This is a genomic window from Rhodovulum viride, assembly GCF_003265965.1.
Classification (GTDB): domain Bacteria; phylum Pseudomonadota; class Alphaproteobacteria; order Rhodobacterales; family Rhodobacteraceae; genus Rhodovulum; species Rhodovulum kholense.
Genome location: NZ_MUAV01000007.1, coordinates 143314 through 164520 on the forward strand (window position 1 = coordinate 143314; position 21207 = coordinate 164520).

The window sequence follows — 21207 nt, forward strand, 5'->3', positions numbered from 1 at the left end:
ATGGCCTGGCTGTCACCCCTCAATCAGCGGCGCTGGCGCAACTTCAAGCGCAACCGCCGGGCGCTCTGGTCGCTGGCCATCTTCGGCGTGCTGTTCGGCCTGTCGCTCTTTGCCGAACTGCTGGCCAACGACAAGCCGATCTATGTCAGCTATCGCGGCGAGAGCTTCTTTCCGATCTACCGGTTCTACCCCGAAACCGCCTTCGGAGGCGATCTGCGGACCGAGGCGGTCTATCGCGACATCGAGGTGCAATGCCTGATCCTGACCGGCGGGCTCGACGCCTGCTGGGACGATCCCGAGGGGCTGATCGCCGATGCCGCCGACGGCATGGTCGCGGGCGAGCCCATCGCGAAGGGTCAGATGATCTGGCCGCCGATCCGCTACAGCTACAACACCGTCAACGACATCCAGGGCACCGCGCCCTCGGCGCCCGACGCCCAACACTGGCTGGGCACCGACGATACCGCCCGCGACGTGCTGGCGCGGGTGATCTACGGGTTCCGGCTGTCGATCCTCTTCACGCTGATGGTGACCGGCATCGCCTCGGTCATCGGCATCGTCGCGGGCGCGGTTCAGGGCTTCTTCGGCGGGCTGACCGACCTGATCTTCCAGCGGGTGATCGAGATCTGGACGTCGACGCCCCAGCTTTACATCATCATCATCCTCTTTGCCGTGCTGGGGCGCAGCTTCTGGCTGCTGGTGTTCCTGACCGCGCTCTTCGGCTGGCCCGCGCTGGTGGGTGTCGTCCGGGCCGAGTTCCTGCGCGCGCGGAACTTCGAATATGTTCGCGCCGCCAAGGCGCTGGGCGTGTCGAACTGGACGATCATGTTCCGCCACATGCTGCCCAACGCCATGGTCGCCACGCTGACCATGCTGCCCTTCATCATCACCGGCACCATCGGCACGCTGGCCTCTCTGGACTTCCTGGGCTTCGGGCTGCCGTCCTCGGCGCCCTCGCTGGGCGAGCTGACCCTGCAGGCCAAACAGAACCTGCAGGCGCCCTGGCTGGGCTTCACCGCCTTCTTCACCTTCGCGATCATGCTGTCGCTGCTGGTGTTCATCTTCGAGGGCGTCCGCGATGCCTTCGACCCGAGAAAGACGTTCCAATGAGCCCGGTCCTGAAGGTCGAGAACCTGCATGTGTCCTTCCAGCAGGACGGCCGGCAGGCGCCAGCCGTCCGGGGCGTCAGCTTCGAGATCGGGCGCGGCGAGACCGTGGCGCTGGTGGGCGAATCCGGGTCGGGCAAGTCGGTGACGGCGCTGTCGACGGTCGGGCTCTTGCCCGGGTCGGCGACGGTCTCGGGCGCGATCGTCTATGAGGGCGAGGATCTGGCGGGCGCGCCGGAAAAACGGCTGAGGCAGGTTCGGGGCAACGATATCAGCTTCATCTTCCAGGAGCCGATGACCTCGCTCAACCCGCTGCACACGCTGGAAAAGCAGATCGCGGAAAGCCTGGCGCTGCATCAGGGGCTGACCGGCGCGGCGGCGCGAACGCGCATCCTGGAACTTCTGACCCGGGTCGGCATCCGCGATCCCGAAAGCCGTCTGGGCGCCTATCCGCACCAGCTGTCGGGCGGCCAGCGGCAACGGGTGATGATCGCCATGGCGCTGGCCAACGGGCCCGACCTGCTGATCGCGGACGAGCCCACCACCGCGCTCGACGTGACCATCGAGGCGCAGATCCTCGATCTGCTGGCCGAGTTGAAGCGCGAACAGACCATGAGCCTTCTCTTCATCACCCACGATCTGAACGTGGTGCGCCGGATCGCCGACCGGGTCTGCGTGATGAAGGATGGCGAGATCGTCGAGACCGGCCCCACGGCCCAGATCTTCCGCGCGCCGCAGCACCCCTATACCCAGAAGCTTCTGGCCGCCGCCGCCGTGGGCGGGCCCGATCCGGTCAAGCCCGACGCGGCCGAGATCGTGCGCACCGATGCGCTGAAGGTCTGGTTCCCGATCCAGCGCGGCTTCATGCGCAAGACGGTGGGCCATGTGAAGGCCGTCGACGGGGCCGACATCTCGGTCCGGGCCGGCGAGACGCTGGGGGTCGTGGGCGAGTCGGGGTCCGGCAAGACGACGCTGGCGCTGGCGATCATGCGGCTGATTTCCTCGGACGGGCGCATCGTCTTTCAGGGGCGCGGCATCGACGGGCTGAAATCTCGGCAGATCCGGCCACTGAGGCGCGACATGCAGATCGTCTTTCAAGACCCGTTCGGCAGCCTCAGCCCGCGCATGACGGTCGAACAGATCGTGGCCGAGGGGCTCGGGGTGCACGGGGTCCGGCCGGGGCGGACGGCGCGCGAGGATGTCGCGCAGATCCTGACCGAGGTCGGGCTCGATCCGGCGATGATGCACCGCTACCCGCATGAATTTTCCGGCGGACAGCGCCAGCGGATCGCGATTGCTCGGGCGATGATCCTGCGGCCGCGCATGGTGGTGCTGGACGAACCGACCTCGGCGCTGGACATGACGGTGCAGGTGCAGATCGTCGACCTGCTGCGCAGCCTGCAGCGGAAATACGACCTGGCCTATCTGTTCATCAGCCACGATTTGCGCGTGGTGCGGGCGATGTCCCACAAGGTCGTGGTCATGCGGATGGGCCAGATTGTCGAGGCGGGAGAGGTCGAGGCGGTCTTCGAGGCGCCGAAGACGGACTATACCCGCACCCTGATGCGGGCGGCTTTCGCGGCGTCCGGGGAAACCCCGGGCGCCGCCTGAAAGCGTCAGATCGCCGAGCTGTGGCCGGCTTTCGACAGGTCGTAGGCGTCGAAGCCGCGGGCGATCATCCGGGTCAGCGGCTTGCCGTGTTCCGGCACCGTCAGCCCGTCATTGTTCAGATCGATGAACCCGGCGAAGCGGTCGGCGACCTCCTGGAACATCGCGTTCAGGTCGGATTTCGAGATGCCGAAGGTTTCGGTGATCTCGGCGGTCGAGATGTGGAAGTCGCACATCAAGGCCTCGATCATGCGCGAGCGCATCTTGTCCTCGTCGCTGAAGACATGGCCCCGGCCGGTCGCAAAGCGCCCGTCGCGGATCCGTGCGGTATAGTCCGAGGTGCCCGAGAGGTTCTGGGCATAGCCCTGCGGGAAGCGCGAGATCGACGAGGCGCCCAGACCGATCAGCGCGGCCGCGGTGTCGTCGGTATAGCCCTGGAAGTTCCGGCGCAGCTTGCCCGCGTCCAGCGCCCGGGCCAGCCCGTCATCGGGCCGCGCGAAGTGGTCGATGCCGATTTCGCGGTAGCCGTCCCACAGGAACAGTTCCTTGGCGGTCTCGTAAAGCTTCAGCCGGGTTTCCGGGGTCGGCAGCGCCTCGGCCGGGATCATCGACTGGCGCCGGGCCATCCACGGCACGTGGGCATAGCCGTAAAGCGCGACCCGGTCGGGCGACAGCGACATCAGCTTCTGCACCGATTCGGCGATCCGCTCGTTCGACTGGTGCGGCAGGCCGTACAGGATGTCGGCGTTCAGCGAGGTGATACCCTTGGACCGGATCAGATCGACCGCGTCGCGGGTGATGTCATAGCTCTGGATCCGCCCGATCACCGACTGGATCTGCGGGTCGAAGTCCTGGATGCCGATCGAGGCGCGGTTCATGCCCGCCCGGGCCAGCACGTCCAGCCGGGCCTCGTCGATCTCGTTCGGGTCGATCTCGACCGAGAACTCGCCCTTTTCGTGCATCGGCGCGACGGCGAAGATCGCCTCGGTCAGCTGTTTCATCATGTCGGCCGACATCAGCGTCGGCGTTCCCCCGCCCCAATGCAGGCGCGACAGCGTCACGCCCTCGGGCAGCCGCTTGCCCAGCATCGCGATCTCGGTCTTCAGCGTCTCGAGATACGCTTCGACCGGCGCGTCGGACCGGGTGCCCTGGGTGCGGCAAGCGCAGAACCAGCACAGCCGGCGGCAGAACGGCACGTGGATATACAGGGAAATCTGCGAACCGGGCTCGATCTGGCCGATCCAGCCGGCGAAGTCTCCATCGTCCACCGACGCATTGAAATGGGGTGCCGTCGGGTAACTGGTGTACCGGGGCACCTTGGCGTCGAATAGACCGAGACGGGTGAGTTGCGATTCTGTGCTCATTCGACTAGCGTTAGGTCCACCCAAGGAACCTCTCCTTGATCGAAGTCAAAATTGGAAACGGAATGGCCGTTACCGACACGCCCGTTGCTCATATCGAGTGCTCCGATTGTCCGATTCGTCACCGCGCGGTCTGTGCCCGCTGCGAGACGGACGAACTGGAGGCGCTCGAGGCCATCAAGTACTACCGCACCTTCGACGCCGGTCAGACCGTGATCTGGTCCGGCGACCGGATGGATTTCGTCGGCTCGGTCATGGAAGGCATCGCCACGCTCAGCCAGACGATGGAGGACGGCCGCACCCAGATGGTGGGGTTGCTGCTGCCGTCCGATTTCGTGGGGCGCCCGGGGCGCGAGAGCGCGGCCTATGACGTGACCGCGACGACTCAGCTCACGATGTGCTGCTTCCGGCGCAAGCCGTTCGAAGAGCTGATGATCCGCACGCCGCATATCGGCCAGCGGCTTCTGGAAATGACGCTGGACGAACTGGACGCGGCGCGGGAATGGATGCTGCTTCTGGGCCGCAAGACCGCGCGCGAGAAGATCGCGAGCCTGCTGGCCATCATCGCCCGGCGCGACGCCACGCTGAAGCTCGGGCCGACCCGCGGCCGGATCGTGTTCGACCTGCCGCTGACCCGCGAGGCGATGGCCGACTATCTGGGCCTGACGCTGGAAACCGTCAGCCGCCAGATCTCGGCGCTGAAGCGCGACGGCGTGATCGTGCTGGAAGGCAAGCGCCATGTGACGGTTCCGGATTTCGATCGGTTGCTGGGCGAGACCGGCGATGACAGCGACGGCGGCATGCCGGCCTGAGGGCGTCCCCCAGGCCGGGCCGTCCGCGGCGCGTCAATGCGCCATCAGGACCGGGATCGTGGTCTTTTCAAGCATGCTGCGGGTCGCGCCGCCAAGGATCGCCTCGCGGAAGCGCGAATGGCCATAGGCCCCCATGATCATCATGTCGGCGCCGATATCCATCGCATGGCGCTGCAGCACGTCCGAGACCCGCGGCGTGGTCTTGGCCAGCACCGAGATTTCGGTCTTGACGCCATGGCGCGACAGCATCTGCGACAGCGCGCCGCCGGGGTCCGACCGGTCGGGGCCGTGCTTCGGCGGATCGACCACCGCGATATTGACCACCTCGGCGGCCTGCATCAGCGGCATCGCCTCTTTCAGCGCGGCCATGGCCTCGTCGCTCTGGTTCCAGGCGATGACGATCTTGCGCCCGATATGGGCGGTGTCGGCCCCGGCCGGCACCACCAGAAGCGGCGCATGCCCGTCGAACAGAACCGCCTCGGTCGCCGCCTCGTCCTCGATGCCGCGGCCCTCGCCATAGGGGCGGGGCATGATCACCAGATCCGAGAACCGCGCCCGCTGTGCGACCAGATGGCTGAGCCCGGCGATCTGCGCCACCGCGGCCTCGCTGCTCCAGGCGACGGTTTCACGGCCCATGCGGGCCTTGACGGCGCTCTCGATGGCGGCGGCATCTTCCTGGGCCTTGTGCAGGGTCTCCTGCTGGATGAAGGCGTTGGTGCCCGCGTAGTAATACCCGGTCTGGGTCCGGTCCACGCCGAGGCAGAGGATGTCCAGATGCCCCTCTTCGCGGGCGGCGAGGGTGATCGCCGGTTCGAGCGCCGAGTCGGAGATATCCGTGTCGGTGATGATGGTGAGGATGGTCTTGTAGCCCACCGCAATACTCCTTCGCGTCGTTGGTGACGTTGCGCAGACCATAAATGACCGCGATGTTCCAAGGCTTTGACCAAGATCAAGCTTGAATTGGACAAGCTAAAGAGAGATTGACTTGGATCAATGCATATCCGTGCATACCATAGAATACGTCACGGCATCGTGAGGGAGTCGGCCGAAGGCGGTTCGGTCGGTGAAAGACGAAGGGACTATCAATGTGGGACTACGTTAAGATCGCCGTCCTGGGCGTGATTGCGGTGTTCGCCGCGGTCGCCGCGTTCATGGCACGCGACATGGCATACATGGTGCACGCGGTGATCATCCTGCTGGTCACGGGCGGTCTCGCCGCCTGGACGGTGCGGGGACTCGGCGCACCGAAACCGGTGATCGACAAGACCGGCTACATGGACGATGTCATCCGGGCGGGTGTCATCGCGACCTGCTTCTGGGGCGTGGTCGGCTTTGCCGCCGGCACGTTCATCGCCAGCCAGCTGGCCTTTCCCGGCCTGAACTTCGAATGGGCCAGCGGCTACATGAACTTCGGCCGGCTGCGGCCGCTGCACACCTCGGCCGTGATCTTCGCCTTTGGCGGCAACGCCCTGATCGCGACGTCGTTCTACGTGGTCCAGCGCACCAGCGCGGCCCGGCTCTGGGGGGGGAGCCTGGCCTGGTTCGTGTTCTGGGGCTATCAGCTCTTCATCGTGCTGGCGGCGACCGGCTACCTTCTGGGCGCGACCCAGTCCAAGGAATATGCCGAGCCCGAATGGTATGTCGACATCTGGCTGACGATCCTCTGGGTGACCTATCTGGCAATCTTCCTGGGCACGATCTTCAAGCGCAAGGAACCCCATATCTACGTCGCCAACTGGTTCTATCTCAGCTTCATCGTCACCGTGGCGATGCTGCACCTGATCAACAACCTCAGCCTGCCGATCTCGATCTGGGGCTCGAAATCGGTTCAGGTCTTCTCGGGCGTGCAGGACGCCATGACCCAGTGGTGGTACGGCCATAACGCGGTGGGCTTCTTCCTGACCGCGGGCTTCCTCGGGATGATGTACTACTTCGTGCCGAAACAGGCCGAACGCCCGGTCTACAGCTACAAGCTCAGCATCATCCACTTCTGGGCGCTGATCTTCCTCTACATCTGGGCGGGTCCCCACCACCTGCACTATACCGCTCTGCCCGACTGGGCCGGCACGCTGGGCATGGTCTTCTCGGTCATGCTGTGGATGCCCTCCTGGGGCGGCATGATCAACGGCCTGATGACGCTCTCGGGCGCCTGGGACAAGATCCGCACCGACCCGGTCATCCGCATGATGGTCGTGGCCGTCGGCTTCTACGGCATGTCGACCTTCGAAGGCCCGATGATGTCGATCCGCGCGGTCAACTCGCTGTCGCACTATACCGACTGGACCATCGGCCACGTCCATTCCGGCGCTCTGGGCTGGAACGGCATGATCACCTTCGGCGCGCTCTACTTCCTCGCGCCGCGGCTGTGGAACCGCGAGCGGCTCTATTCGACCACGCTCGTCTCCTGGCACTTCTGGCTCGCCACCATCGGGATCGTGCTTTACGCCGCCTCGATGTGGGTTACCGGGATCATGGAAGGCCTGATGTGGCGCGAAGTCGACGCGCAAGGGTTCCTGGTGAACTCCTTCGCGGACACCGTCGCGGCCAAGCACCCGATGTATATCGTCCGCGCGCTCGGCGGGGGCATGTACGTCACCGGTGCCCTGATCATGTGCTACAACATCTGGAAGACCGCGACCTCCGCGCCCGCCAAGCAGGCGACGCCGGTTGCGGCGCCCGCTGAATAAGGACGGCAGCCATGTCCATTCTCGAAAAACACAAGATCCTTGAGAAGAACGCGTCGCTGCTCCTGGTGTTCAGCTTCCTCGTCGTGACCATCGGCGGTCTGGTCGAGATCGCCCCGCTGTTCTACCTTCAGAACACCATCGAGAAGGTCGAGGGCATGCGCCCCTACTCGCCGATGGAACTGGCGGGGCGCGACATCTACATCCGCGAAGGCTGCTATGTCTGCCACAGCCAGATGATCCGCCCGATGCGCGATGAGGTGGAACGCTACGGCCATTACAGCCTGGCGGCCGAATCGATGTACGACCACCCGTTCCAGTGGGGGTCCAAGCGGACCGGGCCCGACCTGGCGCGGGTCGGCGGGCGCTATTCCGACGCCTGGCATGTCCACCACCTGCGCAACCCGCAATCGGTGGTGCCGGAATCGGTGATGCCCAAATACGCCTTCCTCGAACGGCGCATGGTCGACCCGACCTACATGGCCGACAAGATGCGCACCCATGTCGCGGTGGGCGTGCCCTATACGGACGAGATGATCGAGAACGCGGTCGCGGATTTCAACGCCCAGATCGACCCCTATGCCGATGGCGTGGACGGTCTTCTGGAACGCTATCCGGGGGCGCAGGTGCGCAACTTCGACGGCAATGAGGGCATCTCGGAAATGGATGCGCTGATCGCCTATCTGCAGATGCTGGGCACGCTGGTCGACTTCTCGACCTTCGAGCCGGATGCGAGCCGCTGAGGACGGAGGCATGGATACCTATTCCGTCATGCGCGAGTTCGCCGACAGCTGGATGTTGCTGGCACTCACGGTGTTCTTCGTCGGCGTGATCGTCTGGGCCCTGCGCCCGGGCAGCGCCAAGGACCACCGGGACACGGCCAACATCCCGTTCCGGCATGAAGACAAACCTGCAGGCACCGAGGACGGTGCGACGTGCCGAAAGGAGGCGCGGACATGAGTTCGAGCGATCACAACACCAAGCCCGGCGAAGTCGGCACCACCGGTCACAGCTGGGACGGCATCGAAGAGCTGAACAATCCCTTGCCGCGCTGGTGGCTCTGGACCTTCTACGCCTGCATCGCCTTCGCCTTCATCTACTCGATGCTCTATCCGGCCTGGCCGCTGGTGACCGGGGCGACCCCGGGGCTTCTGGGCTATTCGACCCGGCACGCGGTCGAGGCCGAGATCAAGGACTACGAGGACCGCAATGCCGAGCTTATTGCCCGGGTCGCGGCGGCGCCGATGGAGGACCCGGCGGCGATCGAGGCAGACCCCGCGCTTTACAACTACGCGGTTCAGGGCGGCGGCGCGGTGTTCCGCACCTATTGCGCCCAGTGCCACGGGTCGGGCGCGGCCGGCGTGCAGGGGCAGGGCTATCCCAGCCTGCTGGACGACGACTGGCTCTGGGGCGGCAAGCTCGAGGACATCTACTACACCGTGACCAACGGCGTGCGGAACGAGGACAACCCCGACGCGCGCTGGTCGCAGATGCCCTCCTTCGGTACCGACGGGCTTCTGTCCGGCGAGGAGATCGACCAGGTGGTCCAGTACGTCCGGAAAATCTCCGGGCAGGAACACGATGCCGCATTGGCAAGTCAGGGCGAAACGGTGTTCCTTGATAACTGTGCTGCATGCCATGGCGAGGATGGCCGCGGCGACCGCACCGTGGGCGCGCCCAATCTGACGGACGCGATCTGGCTTTACGGTGGGGACGTCGCGACGCTGACCGAGACTGTGACGAAGGCGCGCTTCGGGGTCATGCCGACCTGGCAGGACCGTCTGAGCGAGGCGGAGCGCAAGTCGGTCGCGGTCTATGTCCACCAGTTGGGTGGCGGCGAATGATCAAACGACTTCCGGGGGCCAATGGCCCCCGGTCGATGGCACCGGCCCCCATCCTGTTCGCGCGTTTCCACGGGGGCCGGTGTCTATCCTCGCCCAAAACCTCCCCAATCGTCCAGCGCGCTATCTAAGAGAGCACTGTGCGTCCGCGCGCAGAATTAGAGTTTTTCCAGTTCTCACCCTGCGACCTGTGCGATTCGTCGTCAAAGACTCCGCAATCCGCCTCAGAAGTGAACGCCTCGTCGCTTTCCTTGTGAGGATGCAGGTTCTAGCTATCGAAGAACGAGGGCCCACGTCGCGACGCGACCGCAAAGGCACGCCGGACCCGGCCCGCAGCCCGAACGGAGTGAGCGTGTGAGCTCGACTGACCAGAATCCCGACCGCCTGTATTCCGCCCGCGAACCGATCTTTCCCCGGCGCGTGTCGGGCAAGTTCCGCAGCCTGAAATGGTGGCTGCTGGCGATCTGCCTCGGCATCTATTACCTGCTGCCCTGGGTCCGCTGGGATCGCGGACCGAACCTGCCCGATCAGGCGGTCCTGATCGACCTCGCCAACCGGCGCTTCTTCTTTTTCTGGATCGAGATCTGGCCGCACGAATTCTACTTCGTCGCCGGGCTGCTGATCATGGCCGGGCTGGGGCTTTTCCTCTTCACCTCGGCGCTGGGCCGGGTCTGGTGCGGCTATTTCTGCCCGCAAACGGTCTGGACCGATCTCTTCATTCTGGTCGAGCGCTGGGTCGAGGGCGACCGCAACAAGCGCGTGCGTCTGTGGAACGCGCGCTGGGGCGCCACCAAATGGCGGCTCAGGCTGACCAAATGGGGGCTCTGGCTTGCCATCGCGGTGGCCACGGGCGGCGCTTGGGTCTTCTATTTCGCCGATGCGCCGACGCTTCTGTGGAACCTGATCACCTTCCAGGCCCATGCGGTGGCCTATTCCACGATCCTGGTGCTGACGCTGACGACCTTCATCCTGGGCGGCTTCATGCGCGAACAGGTCTGCGTCTACATGTGCCCCTGGCCGCGCATCCAGGCCGCGATGATGGACGAGGACACCATCACCATCGGCTATCGCGAATGGCGCGGCGAACCGCGCGGCAAGCACCGCAAGGCCGAGGGCGCCGAGCGGCTGGGCGACTGCATCGACTGCAATGCCTGCGTCAATGTCTGCCCGATGGGCATCGACATCCGCGACGGCCAGCAGCTGGCCTGCATCACCTGCGGGCTGTGCATCGACGCCTGCGACGAGGTGATGGACAAGGTCGGCAAGCCGCGCGGTCTGGTCGACTACATGGCGCTGTCGGACGAAGCGCGCGAACGCGCGGGCAACCGGCCGAAATCGATCTGGAAGCATGTGTTCCGGGTCCGCACCATCCTTTACACGGCGCTCTGGTCGGCGGTCGGCATCGGCCTTCTGGTGGCGCTGTTCGTGCGGTCTGACATCGACATGACGGTGGCGCCGGTCCGCAACCCGATCTTCGTCACCATGTCGGACGGCTCGATCCGCAACACCTATGACGTGCGGGTGCGCAACATGCATGGCGACGAACGGGCGTTCCGCCTGACCGTGACCCCGGACGAGGCCTATGCCATTTCGGTCGAAGGCTCGGAAGACGGGACCTTCACGGTGCCGCCCGATGCGACCCTGCTCAAGCGGGTCTACATCGTGGCGCCCGCGGGCAGCCCCCCGGCCAATGCGACGACCTCGGATGTGCGGATCTGGCTCGAGGATCCCGCGGCCGCCGAGCGGACCTATGACGACACGGTCTTCAACGGGAAAGGGATGAAGTGATGGGCAGCGAACTGACGGGCCGGAAGGTCCTGATCTTCACGGTTTCGGCCTTCGCCGTGGTGGTCGGCGTCAACCTGACGCTGGCCTATCAGGCGGTGCATACCTTCCCCGGCCTGGAAGTCGCCAATTCCTATGTCGCGAGCCAGGAGTTCAACACCCATCTGCACGAACAGCAGGCGCTGGGCTGGACCACCAGCATCGACTATGACGAGGCCGAACGGGTGCTGGCGCTGCGCTTCGAGGAGGCGGACGGCAAGCCGGTCGAGGTGCGCGACCTCGACGTTCTGGTCGGCCGCGCGACCAGCGTGCGCGACGACAAGAGGCCGGCGATGCTGTATTACAACGGCACCTTCTCGTCGCCACTCGATCTGGGGCCGGGCTTCTGGACGATCCGCGTGACGGCCGCGGCCGAGGACGGCACGCCGTTCCGGCAACGGCTGCAACTTCACGTGGACGGCTGACCCATGGGCGCCGAGATGCAGATGCGTCCGGCGGCCTGCCCGGCCTGCGCGGTCGCGCCCTCGGCCGAAGCGCTGGCCGATGCCGAGGCCCCCAAGGACGCGCGGCTGTTCCTGTCCCTGCCGACGATCCATTGCGCGGCCTGTATTTCGGCGGTCGAACGGGCGCTGAACGGCACCGAGGGCGTCCGGAACGCCCGGGTGAACCTGACGCTGAAACGCGTCGCCATCGAGGCCGCGCCCGCCGTCACCGCCGACCGGCTGGTCGGGGTGCTGGAGGCCATCGGCTACGAGGCGCATGAACTCGACCCCGGTGTGATCGCGGCCACCGCGACCGACAAGGCCGGGCGCGATATCCTGATGCGGATCGCCGTCTCGGGCTTTGCGATGATGAACGTGATGCTGCTGTCGGTGGCGGTCTGGTCGGGCGCGGCGGATGCCACGCGCGACCTTTTCCACTGGGTCTCGGCGATGATCGCGCTGCCGACCATCGTCTTCGCCGCCCAGCCTTTCTTCCGGAACGCCTTTGCGGTCTTGCGGCACGGGCGGCTCAACATGGATGTGCCGATTTCGCTGGCCATCGCGCTGGCCGCGGGCATGTCACTGTATGAAACCGCCCAGCACGGGCCGCATGCCTATTTCGACGCGGCGCTGTCGCTGACCTTCTTCCTGCTGGCGGGCCGCTATCTCGACCACCGCACCCGCGCCGTCGCGCGTTCGGCCGCCGAGGAACTGGCCGCGCTCGAGGTGCCGCGCGCGCAGCGCCGAACGGCAACGGGCGAAGAGACGGTGCCGATTGCCGGGATCGCGGTCGGCGACGTGGTGCTGGTGCGCCCCGGCGCCCGGGTGCCGGTCGACGGGATCGTGGCCGAGGGCCAGTCGGAAATCGACCGCTCGCTGCTGACCGGCGAGAGCCTGCCCGCCTTTGCCGGACCGGGCATGGCGCTGAGCGCGGGCGAGGTGAACCTGACCGGGCCGCTGGCCATGACCGTGACCGCGGCCGGGCAGGACAGCTCGCTGCACCGCATGGCCGATCTGGTCGCCATCGCCGAAAGCTCGAAGAACCGCTACACCTCGCTCGCCGACCGGGCCGCGCGGATCTATGCCCCCGGCGTGCATCTTCTGGCTCTGGCGGCGTTTCTGGCCTGGCTCTGGATTTCCGGCGGCGACATCCGGCTGGCGCTGAACATCGCGGTCGCCGTGCTGATCATCACCTGCCCCTGTGCGCTGGGGCTGGCCGTGCCCGCCGTCACCACCGCCGCGTCGGGGCGGCTCTTCCGGCGCGGGCTTTTGATCAAGGACGGCACCGCGCTCGAACGTCTGGCCGAGGTCGATGCGGTCGTCTTCGACAAGACCGGCACGCTGACCCTCGGCGCGCCCGAGCCGACCAATCTGGGCGATCATCCCCGCCGCGATCTGGAAATCGCGCTGGCGCTGGCCGAGGGCTCGGCCCATCCGCTGGCCCGCGCGCTGGCCGAGGCGGGGCGCAAGGCCGGGCTTCACCCTGCCCGGGTCGCCGACATCCGCGAGGTGCCGGGCTACGGGATCGAGGGCGCCTTCGGCGGCGAGCGCGTACGCTTTGGCCGGGCCGCCTGGGTCGGGGCGCAGTCCGGGGCCGAGACCGCCTCCTGGCTGCAGGTGGGGGCGCGGGCGCCGGTGGCCTTCACCTTCGCCGACCGGCTGCGCCCGGGGGCCGAAGAGGCGGTGGCGGGGCTTTTGGCGCTGGGGCTGTCGGTGCGGCTGGTATCGGGCGACGCGCCCGGTCCGGTGGCGGATCTGGCCGCGCGGCTCGGGATCTCCGACTGGCAGGCCGAGGCGTTGCCCGAGGACAAGGCCGCAACCGTGCAGGCGCTCAGCCGCGCGGGTCGGCGCGTGCTGATGGTGGGCGACGGGCTGAACGACACCGCCGCGCTGGCCGCGGCGCATGTCTCGATCTCGCCCGCCAGCGCGCTGGATGCGGCGCGGGTGGCCTCGGACATCGTGCTGCTGGGCAAGGACCTGTCGGCGTTGTCGGGGGCCGTGACGACGGCGCGCAAGGCCACCCGGCGCATCCGCGAGAACTTCGCGATCTCGGCGCTTTACAACCTGATCGCGGTGCCGATCGCGCTGGTCGGGCTGGCCACGCCGCTGGCGGCCGCGCTGGCGATGTCGGCCTCGTCGATCACCGTCTCGCTGAACGCGCTGAGGGTAAGGTAGGCCCCATGCAGATCATCGCCTATCTCATCCCGATTTCGCTTTTCCTCGGAGGTCTGGGGCTTGGCGCCTTCTTCTGGGCGCTGCGCGCGCACCAGTTCGAGGACCCCGAGGGCGACGCCCGGCGGATCCTGAACGAGGACTGGGACGACCATCCCAAGCCCTGAAACCGGGCGCCTAGCTGACCCGCCGCGTGGTCAGCTTCAGAAACTTGCGCCGGTAATACTCCGCCCGCAGATACCGCCCCAGCCGCAGGCCCCGCCTGTTCGTCCGCCCCGCCGCCAGCAGCGACTGGCCGGGGTCCGCGGCCCGGTCGGGATGGCCAACCAGTTGCGGCACGACGACCAGGGCGCCCAGCGTCGCGATGTCCATCGGCCAGTCGGCCTTGCGCACCACCGGCGTCTGCGCCGCCAGAAGCGCCTTTGCCGCGGCGCGGTCCAGACTGTAGGCCACCGCCCCGTTCGCGGGCAGCGCCAGCCGGAACAGCCGATGGTCGCCAAGCGCGGGCACGCCCGGCTTCCGCAGGACGCGGGCACCCGAATGATAATACAGGATCATCGGATGCTTGAGGTGCCCGCCCGCGCCCAGGAACGCGGCGAAGGCGGGCGAGGGGATCGCATCGTCCTCCAGGATCACCGCATGGCTGTCCCCGCTGGCCAGAAAGGTTTCGTAGGCCTTGCGGTGGCTGAGCGCGCAGGCCTTTTCCCCGTCGCTCATGTCGCGCTCCATCGCGGCGCGGATCCGGGCGGCCGGGGCGACCGGCGTCAGGGCATCGCGGCGCGCATCGACCGCGTCGACGAAGCGGAAAGCCAGCCCGAGGGCATCCATGGCGGCGGTGACGGCCTGCCTCCGCTCGTGCGAGCGGTCAAGCGAGATGACGAGGATCATGTGCCCCCCGGACGGGTGTTTCTGTGCGGTTCGGGACGCCATAGCACGGGCGACAAGGACAGGCGAGCGGCCTCGCGTCAGGTCCGCTCTGCCAGTCCGGGCCAGGTCCGGTCGGCCTCGGACATCACCTCGGGGGGCGCGGGCCAGGCGACGGCCAGATCCGGGTCGTCCCAGCGGATGCCCCGGGCCTGCCCCGGAACATGGGGCGCGCCCATGTGGTACAGAACGACCGCGCCCGGTGTCAGCGTCAGAAAGCCGTGCGCCAGACCTTCGGGCAGGAACAGCGCGTTGGCGCGCCCGGCCGACAGCTCGACCGCCTGCCAGCGGCCGTAGCCGGGGCCGGGGCGCAAATCGACCGCGACATCCCAGATCCGCCCGGCCACGCAGCGCACCAGCTTGGCCTCGGCATAAGGCGGGTCCTGATAATGCAGCCCGCGCAGGGTGTGCCGCGCGGTGTTGGTCGACAGGTTCGCCTGCACCGGATCGAAGTCGAGCCCCGCCGCGCGGAATGTGTCGCGGCACCAGGCGCGCGCGAAGCTGCCGCGCGCATCGGCATGAACCGGGCTTTCGACCAGATACAGGCCGGGAAGATCGCCCTCGGTCAGCCTCACCGGACGATCAGTTCCGGCACGGCGGTCACGAAGCGCCCGCCCCAGTCGCGGATCGCGGCCTGCTGGTCCATCACTTCCTCGGCGATGTTCCAGGGCAGGATGACGAGGTAATCGGGCCTCTGCCGCGCGATTTCCTCGGGCGCCAGGACCGGGATGTGGCTGCCCGGCAGCAGGCGGTTCTGTTTCTGCGGGTTGCGGTCGACGACGAAGGCGATGTCGTCCCGCCCGATGCCCGCCACGTTCAGGAAGGTGTTGCCCTTGGCCGCCGCGCCATAGCCCGCGATCGTCTTGCCCTCGGCCCGGGCGCGGGCGACGAAGGCGCGGAAATCGGCCACGACCCGCGCGACCCTGGCGGCAAGACCCGCATAGCCCTCGGGCCGGTCAAGCTGCAGCGCCGCCTCTTCGGCCCTCAGGGCCGCGACCGCCTCGGTTTCGGCATGGGCGCCCGGATGGCCCACGAAGACCCGAAGCGAGCCGCCATGGGTCGGCAGCCGCTCGATATCGAAGACCGAAAGCCCGACCTCGCGCATCAGCCGTTCGACGAAGGTCAGCGACAGATAGGAATAATGCTCGTGATAGATCGTGTCGAACTGCACCTGCTCGATCAGCCGGGCCAGATGCGGAAACTCGAAGGTCGCGACGCCCTCGGGCTTCAGCAGGACCCGGAACCCGGCGGCAAAGCTGCGGATGTCGGGCACATGGGCCAGCACGTTGTTGGCGGCCATCAGATCGGCGGCAAAGCCCTCGTCGCGCAGCGCGGCCGCCGACGTTTCGTCGAAGAACATGACCCGGGTCGGCACGCCGATGCTTTCGGCCACCTCGGCGGCATGGCCCGCGGGCTCGACCCCCAGAACCGGCACGCCCATGGCGACGAAGTGCTGCAGCAGGTAGCCGTCATTCGAGGCGATCTCGACCACCCGCGACCCGGCCCCCAGACCGAAGCGGTCGGCCATGGCCTCGGCATAGCGGCGGGCATGGGCGACCCAGCCGGCCGAATAGGACGAGAGATAAGCATAGTCATGGGCGAAGATCGCATCGGCCGGCACCGTCTCGGTCGTCTGGGCCAGCCAGCAGGTCGTGCAGACCATCACATGCAGCGGAAAGCGGCGTTCCGCGGCGATGGACTCGGGGCTGTCGGGCAGGAAGCTGTTGGCCAGCGGCGTCTCGCCCAGATCGACGAGGGTCTGCTCCAGCGGGGCCTGGCAAAAGCGGCAATGGCGGGTCACGGCGTCCTGTCCTGATACTGGTCGATCTGCTGATCGGTCAGGCGGGCCGCGTCTTCGCCCGCCAGAAAGCCCGCATACCAGCGGGCGGTAAGATCGAGCGTCTCGGCGCCCGATAGCCGGGGCCGCCAGCCCAGCGTCCGTGCGGCCAGCCCCGCGTCGATGGCAAGATGGGCCATCTCGTGCGGGCCGCGTTCGGCCGGGGTGCTCAGCATGGGCTTGCGCCCGAGTGCCGCATAAAGCCCCTCGGCAAGCTCCGCGACGGTCACGGCAGGCGTATCGGGGGCGGGGCCGAAATTCAGCGCCTCGGGCAGGGCGCGGCCCTCGGCCAGCGCCTGCACGAAGGTCAGATACCCGTCGAGACAGTCCAGCACATGCTGCCAGGGGCGGGTGGCGCCGGGATTGCGGATCTCGGGCGGGGTCCCGGCCATCAGCGCGCGCACGATGTCGGGCACCAGCCGGTCGGCCGAGAAATCGCCGCCGCCGATCACGTTGCCGCCCCGCGCGGTCGCCAGCGGAACGCCGGCTTCGGCGAAGAAGGCGCGGCGGAACGAGGCGACCGCGATCTCGGTCGCGGCCTTCGAGGCGGAATAGGGATCATGGCCGCCCAGCCGGTCGGTCTCGGCGAAGGCGCGGCCGGAATTGTCGTTCTCGTAGACCTTGTCCGAGGTGACTACCAGCACGGCCTCCGGCCGGGCCTCGCGGCGCAGCGCGTCCAGCAGGTGGACGGTGCCCATCACGTTGCTGCCGAAGGTCAGCACCGGGTCGGCATAGGACAACCGCACCAGCGGCTGTGCAGCCAGATGCAGAACGATCTCGGGCCGCGCCGCGCGCACCAGCTCTGCGGTCCACCCGGCGTCGCGCAGGTCCGCCATGTGCGAGGCCGCAAGGTGGTCCTGCCCGAGACTGTCGTAAAGCGCAGGTCCCGGCTCGGGCGGCAGCGCGATCCCGGTGACCTCGGCCCCGCGGCGTGCCATCCAGCGGCCCGCCCAGGCGCCCTTGAACCCGGTATGCCCGGTCAGCAGCACCCGTTTGCCGGCCCAGAAGCTCACGCCCAGATCTTCCAGGGCGCCGTGCCCGAGGCCCAGAGGCTTTCCAGGTAGTTGCGGTCGCGCAGCGTGTCCATCGCGTGCCAGAAGCCGGGATGGCGCCAGGCCATCAACTGGCCGTCGCGGGCGAGCCCTTCCAGCGGCGCTCCCTCGAACGGGGTCGGGTCGCCCTCGATCCGGTCGAGCACACTGTGATCGAGCACGAAGAAGCCCCCGTTGATCCGGCCCTCGTCGCCCGGCGGTTTCTCGGTAAAGCGCTGGACCTCGGCCTCGGCGGTCATCTCGAGCGCGCCATATCGTCCCGGGGGGATCGCCGCAGCGACCGTCGCCTCGCGCCCGTGGCGGATGTGAAACTCGATCTCGGCGCGGATGTCGATATCGGCCAGCCCGTCGCCATAGGTCATGCAGAACCGCTCACCCAGATAGGGGCGGACCCGCTTGAGCCGCCCGCCGGTCATCGAGTCGGCGCCGGTATCGACAAGGGTCACCCGCCAGGGTTCCGCGACCGAATTGTGATAGGTGATTTCGCCGGTGCGGGTGTCGACCGTCATGTCCGAGGAATGCAGCACCAGATTGGCGAAATATTCCTTGATCATGTAGCCGCGATAGCCGCAGCAGATCACGAAATCGGTGATGCCATGGGCGGCATAGATCTTGAGAATGTGCCACAGGATCGGGCGGCCGCCGATCTCGATCATGGGTTTCGGCCGCAGATGGCTTTCCTCCGAGATCCGTGTCCCGAAGCCGCCGGCCAGAATGACTGCCTGCATGCCGCTGCCGCGCCCCCGTCGCCAGTTCATTGCCTCGGCCTTCGCCGTATCCTATCAAGGCGTAGCGTGCAATTCCGAAGCCCCCCGCGCCGCGTCAGGCGGCTTGTCGAAAAGTGACCACTCGATGTTCGCACCCTCCGACGATTGTGCCGTTTCCGGCCGCCAGACCGGCATCGTGCTTCTGGCCGAGGGCCGCAGCGGGTCGAGCTGGCTCGGGCAGCTGACCGATGCGACCGGTGTGATGGGGCAGTCCTCGGAATGGGTCGAGCCGAAGCTTCTGGGCGTCGATCCCCGCCGCACAGATGCAGAAGGATATGTCGCGGCGGTCGTCGCGGCGGCCAGCGGCGCCAACGGGCGCTTCGCGCTCAAGGTGTTTCCGCGGCACCTTCTGTGGTTCGGCGAAACCTACGGGGCCGATTTCCTGACGCTCTGCGCCCGGACGCATGACATTCATCTGGCGCGTCTCACCCGGCAGGACCGGCTGCGCCAGGCGATCTCGCTGGTCAAGGCGCGCCAGACCGGCCGCTGGTCGAGCGAACTGCGCGGCAACGACCGCCACACCGTCTTCGACCGGGCCGAGATTGCCCGGGCCATCCACTTTGTCGAACGCAGCGATGCTTTCTGGAATGCCTATGAGACGATCGCCGGGCTGGCGCCGAGGGCGTTCGTCTATGAGACGCTGCTTGAGGACCCGACCCCCTATCTCGACTGGGCGGCAGTGGCCCTGGGGGTCAGCTACGACGCAGCACCCGATGCGCGCTACGCGATCCAGCGCAATGCCGAGACCGAGGACTGGGTCGCACGGTTTCACCGCGATGCCGACGGCGCCGGGTCTCCGGCGCTCAGGGTCTGCGGCCCGGGCCGGGGCCGGGTCCAGGCGGTGATCCGCGCGCTGCGGGGCGATCCCGCTTACGGGCGCGATCTCTATCGGTTCTGATCCCCTGTCCGGGCTGGTCCCGGTCGCGCCGGACCCCGGCCGGACGCCCTCGTGCGCGGGGACGCCCTCCGCCCACCCGGCGTCGCGCGCGCGTCGATCCCGGCGCGAACCTCCCGTTGTGACAGGTCGCGCTTTCGGATAGGTGGGGCGCGCGGCTTTCATACGCTGTGCCGCCACGAGGACAGTCCCATGACGACCGAAGACCTGCCCCGCATCCCTGTCGCTGCCCCCTCGATCACCGAGCGCGAAGGCGATCTGGCGCGAGAGGCGGCGATGAATGCCTGGGGCCCCGGGCATTACGCCTACAATGCGCGGTTCGAGGCGATGATGGCCGGCCATGTCGGCGTGGCCCATGCCGCCAGCCTGCCGCACGCGACCTCGGGGCTGCATCTGGCGCTGGCCGCGGCCGGGATCGGGCCGGGCGACGAGGTGATCGGTCCCGACGTGACCTGGATCGCCTCGATGGCGCCGGTCAGCTATGTCGGCGCGACGCCCGTTTTCGTCGACATCCTGCCCGATACCTGGTGTCTCGACCCCGCCGCCGTCGAGGCTGCGATCACGCCGCGCACCCGGGCGATCATCGGGGTCGATCTGTACGGGTCGATGTGCGACTGGACGCGCCTGCGCGACATCGCCGACCGTCATGGGCTGGTGCTGATCGAGGACGCGGCCGAGGCGCTGGGCTCGACCTTTCAGGGCCGGGCGGCGGGGGCCTTCGGCGACATGGCGGTGTTTTCGTTCCACGGCTCGAAGACGATCACCACCGGCGAGGGCGGCATGATCGTGACCGATGACGCCGCGCTGTTCGCCCGCATCCAGAAACTGCGCGACCATGGCCGTCCGCCGGGGGACCGGTTCTTCCAGAACGACGAGGTCGCGTTCAAGTACAAGATGAGCGGGGTGCAGGCCGCGCTTGGCATCGCGCAGATGGAGCGGCTGGACGACCTGATCGCGCAGAAACGTCAGATCTTCCAGTGGTATGCCGAACGGCTGGCCGGTTTCGACGGGATCGCGTTGAACGCCCAGCCGCAATCGGTGTGCAATTCCTACTGGATGGTGACGGTCGTGCCGCAGGACCCGGAGGGTCCCAACAAGTTCGCGCTGCAGGCGGCGCTGTCCGATCAGGCGATCGACAGCCGGCCGTTCTTTTCCAGGCTGACGACGCTGAAGGCCTATCGCGACCGGGCCGACTGCGCGCGGTTCCTGCCAGAGCATCCCTGCGGTGAGTTGATGGCCCGCAACGGCGTCAACCTGCCCTCGGGCTACAACATGACCGAAGCCCTGGTGGACCGGGTGTCGGGTGCGCTGATCCGCAGTCTCGACCTCTAGCGGCCCGGCAGACGCCGGGAGGACGCGGGCGCCGCGATCGGCCGGTGCCCGATAATCCCTCAATCCGTCCAATTCGGCGGCATGTCCCCGGCAGCCCGGCCCGTGCCGCCGGTGCGGGCAAAGGCGACGACAGTCCTAGGGTTTTCCGGCTTGATGCCCGGGGCCCCGCGGCTATCGTCGCGCCCGTCGTTGGCGTTCGGACGGGCGGTGCGCGGGCCGCGGGTCCCTGCCCGGCCGGGGCGCCGGTTTCCGGGGGGGGGGACGATGGCCGACTCGAAGACTGTTCGCGCGATGCCCGAGGCGCCGCGTCCCGAGGCCGCCGCCGATCCGCTCGGTGCGCTGGTCTGCGAAATCTACGGAACCGCGCTGCGGCCCGAGGCCTATGAACGGCTGGTCGATGCCTGGGATCGCGCCATGGCGCGGCCGGGGACGCTGGCGGCGCCGCTTCTCGATCCCGAGGCGGCGCGGCGCCATGTGGACTAGGCCCTGCAGATCCTCGATACCGGCACGGCCTTTCCCGACATCGACCGGCTCTTCGCGCTTTATGCG

21 protein-coding genes are annotated in these 21207 nt (G+C 67.5%); 14 read left to right on the top strand and 7 right to left on the bottom strand.

Features of this window, described 5'->3' with window-relative positions:
• Entirely contained in the window at window positions 1-1110 is a 1110-nt protein-coding gene (locus tag BYZ73_RS08080) for an ABC transporter permease (RefSeq protein ID WP_112315569.1), read from the top strand.
• Complete coding sequence (locus BYZ73_RS08085; RefSeq protein WP_112315570.1) at window positions 1107-2717, top strand: ABC transporter ATP-binding protein; 1611 nt, start codon at window positions 1107-1109, stop codon at window positions 2715-2717. The genes BYZ73_RS08080 and BYZ73_RS08085 overlap by 4 nt, the downstream gene beginning before the upstream one ends.
• Window positions 2718-2722: 5 nt before the next feature.
• On the opposite strand, the gene hemN is transcribed toward BYZ73_RS08085, so the two are convergent.
• Complete coding sequence (gene hemN / locus BYZ73_RS08090; protein ID WP_112315571.1) at window positions 2723-4078, bottom strand: oxygen-independent coproporphyrinogen III oxidase; 1356 nt, start codon at window positions 4076-4078, stop codon at window positions 2723-2725.
• A gap of 62 nt (window positions 4079-4140) precedes the next feature.
• Here hemN and fnrL point away from each other — a divergent pair, with 62 nt between their 5' ends.
• A complete protein-coding gene (gene fnrL / locus BYZ73_RS08095; RefSeq protein ID WP_112315572.1) occupies window positions 4141-4887 on the top strand; it encodes a transcriptional regulator FnrL in 747 nt (248 codons plus the stop codon).
• A 33-nt stretch (window positions 4888-4920) separates the two neighbouring features.
• On the opposite strand, the gene BYZ73_RS08100 is transcribed toward fnrL, so the two are convergent.
• Window positions 4921-5760, bottom strand: coding sequence for a universal stress protein (locus BYZ73_RS08100; RefSeq protein WP_108027364.1), 840 nt, complete (start codon window positions 5758-5760; stop codon window positions 4921-4923).
• 212 nt (window positions 5761-5972) lie between these two features.
• Here BYZ73_RS08100 and ccoN point away from each other — a divergent pair, with 212 nt between their 5' ends.
• From ccoN to ccoS, 8 genes are all read left to right on the top strand, one after another.
• Window positions 5973-7574: a cytochrome-c oxidase, cbb3-type subunit I gene (gene ccoN / locus BYZ73_RS08105; RefSeq protein WP_112315573.1), complete on the top strand. Its 1602-nt coding sequence runs from the start codon at window positions 5973-5975 to the stop codon at window positions 7572-7574.
• 11 nt (window positions 7575-7585) lie between these two features.
• Window positions 7586-8314 (top strand): cytochrome-c oxidase, cbb3-type subunit II, encoded by a 729-nt coding sequence (ccoO, locus tag BYZ73_RS08110; RefSeq protein ID WP_108027362.1) that lies wholly within the window; start codon window positions 7586-7588, stop codon window positions 8312-8314.
• 10 nt (window positions 8315-8324) lie between these two features.
• Complete coding sequence (locus tag BYZ73_RS08115; RefSeq protein ID WP_108027361.1) at window positions 8325-8531, top strand: cbb3-type cytochrome c oxidase subunit 3; 207 nt, start codon at window positions 8325-8327, stop codon at window positions 8529-8531.
• A complete protein-coding gene (gene ccoP, locus BYZ73_RS08120; protein WP_108027360.1) occupies window positions 8528-9415 on the top strand; it encodes a cytochrome-c oxidase, cbb3-type subunit III in 888 nt (295 codons plus the stop codon). The genes BYZ73_RS08115 and ccoP overlap by 4 nt, the downstream gene beginning before the upstream one ends.
• Before the next feature lie 351 nt (window positions 9416-9766).
• Window positions 9767-11200, top strand: coding sequence for a cytochrome c oxidase accessory protein CcoG (ccoG, locus tag BYZ73_RS08125; RefSeq protein ID WP_112315574.1), 1434 nt, complete (start codon window positions 9767-9769; stop codon window positions 11198-11200).
• Window positions 11200-11661, top strand: a complete 462-nt coding sequence (locus tag BYZ73_RS08130; RefSeq protein WP_112315575.1) for a FixH family protein — start codon at window positions 11200-11202, stop codon at window positions 11659-11661. The genes ccoG and BYZ73_RS08130 overlap by 1 nt, the downstream gene beginning before the upstream one ends.
• Before the next feature lie 3 nt (window positions 11662-11664).
• Window positions 11665-13854 (top strand): heavy metal translocating P-type ATPase, encoded by a 2190-nt coding sequence (locus tag BYZ73_RS08135; protein WP_112315576.1) that lies wholly within the window; start codon window positions 11665-11667, stop codon window positions 13852-13854.
• 5 nt (window positions 13855-13859) lie between these two features.
• Window positions 13860-14018: a cbb3-type cytochrome oxidase assembly protein CcoS gene (gene ccoS / locus BYZ73_RS08140; protein ID WP_112315577.1), complete on the top strand. Its 159-nt coding sequence runs from the start codon at window positions 13860-13862 to the stop codon at window positions 14016-14018.
• 10 nt (window positions 14019-14028) lie between these two features.
• Here ccoS and BYZ73_RS08145 read toward each other — a convergent pair whose 3' ends face one another.
• From BYZ73_RS08145 to rfbF, 5 genes are all read right to left on the bottom strand, one after another.
• The gene (locus BYZ73_RS08145) at window positions 14029-14739 is read right to left on the bottom strand and encodes a glycosyltransferase family 25 protein (protein WP_181497996.1); all 711 of its coding nucleotides are present in this window, start codon (window positions 14737-14739) and stop codon (window positions 14029-14031) included.
• Window positions 14740-14816: 77 nt separating this feature from the next.
• Window positions 14817-15350 (bottom strand): dTDP-4-dehydrorhamnose 3,5-epimerase family protein, encoded by a 534-nt coding sequence (locus tag BYZ73_RS08150; protein WP_112315579.1) that lies wholly within the window; start codon window positions 15348-15350, stop codon window positions 14817-14819.
• A complete protein-coding gene (locus tag BYZ73_RS08155) occupies window positions 15347-16576 on the bottom strand; it encodes a class I SAM-dependent methyltransferase (RefSeq protein WP_112315580.1) in 1230 nt (409 codons plus the stop codon). The genes BYZ73_RS08150 and BYZ73_RS08155 overlap by 4 nt, the downstream gene beginning before the upstream one ends.
• Window positions 16573-17625, bottom strand: a complete 1053-nt coding sequence (gene rfbG / locus BYZ73_RS08160; protein ID WP_220086807.1) for a CDP-glucose 4,6-dehydratase — start codon at window positions 17623-17625, stop codon at window positions 16573-16575. Before rfbG ends, BYZ73_RS08155 begins: the two co-directional genes overlap by 4 nt.
• Window positions 17622-18392: a glucose-1-phosphate cytidylyltransferase gene (gene rfbF / locus BYZ73_RS08165; protein ID WP_112315582.1), complete on the bottom strand. Its 771-nt coding sequence runs from the start codon at window positions 18390-18392 to the stop codon at window positions 17622-17624. The genes rfbG and rfbF overlap by 4 nt, the downstream gene beginning before the upstream one ends.
• Window positions 18393-18516: 124 nt before the next feature.
• On the opposite strand from rfbF, the gene BYZ73_RS08170 reads away from it, so the two are divergent.
• The 3 genes from BYZ73_RS08170 to BYZ73_RS08180 all read left to right on the top strand — a co-directional run bounded on the left by BYZ73_RS08170 (window position 18517) and on the right by BYZ73_RS08180 (window position 21141).
• A complete protein-coding gene (locus BYZ73_RS08170; protein WP_181497997.1) occupies window positions 18517-19329 on the top strand; it encodes a Stf0 family sulfotransferase in 813 nt (270 codons plus the stop codon).
• 189 nt (window positions 19330-19518) lie between these two features.
• On the top strand, window positions 19519-20658 hold the full coding sequence (locus BYZ73_RS08175) for a DegT/DnrJ/EryC1/StrS family aminotransferase (RefSeq protein WP_112315584.1): 1140 nt from the start codon (window positions 19519-19521) through the stop codon (window positions 20656-20658).
• 264 nt (window positions 20659-20922) lie between these two features.
• Window positions 20923-21141 (top strand): hypothetical protein, encoded by a 219-nt coding sequence (locus tag BYZ73_RS08180; RefSeq protein WP_146746271.1) that lies wholly within the window; start codon window positions 20923-20925, stop codon window positions 21139-21141.
• The last annotated feature ends 66 nt before the right edge of the window (window positions 21142-21207 follow it).

Coding starts and splice junctions, on each gene's coding strand:
- BYZ73_RS08080 (WP_112315569.1), top strand. CDS start 1: ATGGCCTGGCTGTCACCCCTCAATCAGCGGCGCTGGCGCAACTTCAAG.
- BYZ73_RS08085 (WP_112315570.1), top strand. CDS start 1,107: ATGAGCCCGGTCCTGAAGGTCGAGAACCTGCATGTGTCCTTCCAGCAG.
- hemN (WP_112315571.1), bottom strand. CDS start 4,078: ATGAGCACAGAATCGCAACTCACCCGTCTCGGTCTATTCGACGCCAAG.
- fnrL (WP_112315572.1), top strand. CDS start 4,141: ATGGCCGTTACCGACACGCCCGTTGCTCATATCGAGTGCTCCGATTGT.
- ccoN (WP_112315573.1), top strand. CDS start 5,973: ATGTGGGACTACGTTAAGATCGCCGTCCTGGGCGTGATTGCGGTGTTC.
- ccoO (WP_108027362.1), top strand. CDS start 7,586: ATGTCCATTCTCGAAAAACACAAGATCCTTGAGAAGAACGCGTCGCTG.
- BYZ73_RS08115 (WP_108027361.1), top strand. CDS start 8,325: ATGGATACCTATTCCGTCATGCGCGAGTTCGCCGACAGCTGGATGTTG.
- ccoP (WP_108027360.1), top strand. CDS start 8,528: ATGAGTTCGAGCGATCACAACACCAAGCCCGGCGAAGTCGGCACCACC.
- BYZ73_RS08130 (WP_112315575.1), top strand. CDS start 11,200: ATGGGCAGCGAACTGACGGGCCGGAAGGTCCTGATCTTCACGGTTTCG.
- BYZ73_RS08135 (WP_112315576.1), top strand. CDS start 11,665: ATGGGCGCCGAGATGCAGATGCGTCCGGCGGCCTGCCCGGCCTGCGCG.
- ccoS (WP_112315577.1), top strand. CDS start 13,860: ATGCAGATCATCGCCTATCTCATCCCGATTTCGCTTTTCCTCGGAGGT.
- BYZ73_RS08145 (WP_181497996.1), bottom strand. CDS start 14,739: ATGATCCTCGTCATCTCGCTTGACCGCTCGCACGAGCGGAGGCAGGCC.
- rfbF (WP_112315582.1), bottom strand. CDS start 18,392: ATGCAGGCAGTCATTCTGGCCGGCGGCTTCGGGACACGGATCTCGGAG.
- BYZ73_RS08170 (WP_181497997.1), top strand. CDS start 18,517: ATGTTCGCACCCTCCGACGATTGTGCCGTTTCCGGCCGCCAGACCGGC.
- BYZ73_RS08175 (WP_112315584.1), top strand. CDS start 19,519: ATGACGACCGAAGACCTGCCCCGCATCCCTGTCGCTGCCCCCTCGATC.
- BYZ73_RS08180 (WP_146746271.1), top strand. CDS start 20,923: ATGGCCGACTCGAAGACTGTTCGCGCGATGCCCGAGGCGCCGCGTCCC.